This is a genomic window from Bacteroides sp. HMSC067B03, from assembly GCF_001811315.1.
Classification (GTDB): domain Bacteria; phylum Bacteroidota; class Bacteroidia; order Bacteroidales; family Bacteroidaceae; genus Bacteroides; species Bacteroides faecis.
In genome coordinates this window covers 1-1489 of sequence record NZ_KV804290.1, presented here as the reverse complement: position 1 = coordinate 1489, position 1489 = coordinate 1, and the positions used below count along the sequence as shown (strand labels likewise).

Sequence of the window (1489 nt, the reverse complement as noted above, 5' to 3'; positions counted from 1 at the left end):
TATGAAGAAGATAGTAATATTGGCGGGCAATGGGGGCCTAATGAAAATACCGGTGGAGGTAGTGGTGGAGGTTATGCGCCAGACCCGATAATACCTAAAGCTAAGAAATTATTCACAAATCTTAAAATGTCTGACGAAGAATGGAAGAAATTAGAGGATATGTTAGATGAACTGACTGATGATTGTATGGGAGGAGCTTTGTATAAAAAATTGTGTAACAGTGCTGCACTAAATGGAAATTTTATATCCTTCCGATTTGTGGAAGAAAAGGAAGCAATATATGACCCCAGTACTCGAACGCTCAAATTAAACAAGAATATGGATAGCAATGAACTATTTCATGAAATGCTACATGCCTATCAATACCAAAATGAAAAGAATTATACATCATTTGTTAATGCAAGAATGAATCTTGATATAGAAGCACATTATGCACAATACCTTTATTTAAAGGGCTCTCTGGAATATGATGTCTGTGAGTGGAGGCAAGCTGTTGAAGTGAAAAAAAGCAGACGTCATCTTGCAGTAATGACCTTGAATGATTATCTAGATGACAAAGGTAATTTGCAGGAAGGAATGGACCAAGAGCTTGTTAATTCATTCGTTGAATTTAACGTTGTTGAGGCTTTTAAAAGAACTATTGAATACAAAGATTATAAATATGACAGCAATCGGGATATTCAATCTAATTTTGCAAATCTTAGAGAAATTACTAAAAATTGCTAGTATGAAAAGGATGATTATATTTATTGGGCTTGTGTTTATAATAATAGAAGTCTATGCTCAAGTTTCAAATTATGACAAAACTAAAACATTCCATGAAGAAAGTTACACTTATCAATGTGATGTAATTGACAAAGCCAAATTCGTAAGACTTTACAACAAGGAAAATAAGTTTACTTATGCAGATCAAATCAATAAGAGCACAGGTAAAACGATAACTATAGCCGAAGAAAATGAAGAGCATATTAAAAGAGAAACATGGACTAAACCTAAATGTTTTTCCATCATTAATAATGCTTTCTCAAGTATAGAGAAACAGAGGGTCAAAGGTAAAGCGTTGACGATTATTTTATATATCAATCCAGATGATGGTAAAATTGCAGAAGTAGAATATCAATTTGTATCTTTTGGTCCTTATGCAACAATTCCTGTTTCTGTATATCACAATATAGAGGCAGAATTGAAAAAAAATATCTGGTTTACACCTACAAAGGAAGGCGCCAAATATAATTACATATTTTTAGGCTGGAGGCATGAAGTGAAATAAAAGAAACTGCGCCAATGAGGCACCTTATCAAAAAAGTAAAAGTATACGGTTTTGAAACCTATGAGGCGCATAGAGAATTACGGAGGATTTTTGAAAATCAGCTAAAATAAGTATTCACTAAAATCTAAGAACATGAAAACAAAAAGAATCAAACGATCTGTTTGTTACCTTGTCGTACTACTTATCTTTGGTCTGATTCTGTATTCCTGCTTACAGGAC

Annotated in this window: 1 protein-coding gene and 1 pseudogene; both read left to right on the top strand. The window is 33.2% G+C overall.

Annotated elements, in window-relative coordinates; genetic code table 11:
• A pseudogene (locus HMPREF2794_RS28820) lies at positions 1-726 on the top strand (hypothetical protein); the annotation flags it as partial.
• A 1-nt stretch (position 727) separates the two neighbouring features.
• Complete coding sequence (locus HMPREF2794_RS04660) at positions 728-1270, top strand: DUF5043 domain-containing protein (protein WP_070751025.1); 543 nt, start codon at positions 728-730, stop codon at positions 1268-1270.
• The last annotated feature ends 219 nt before the right edge of the window (positions 1271-1489 follow it).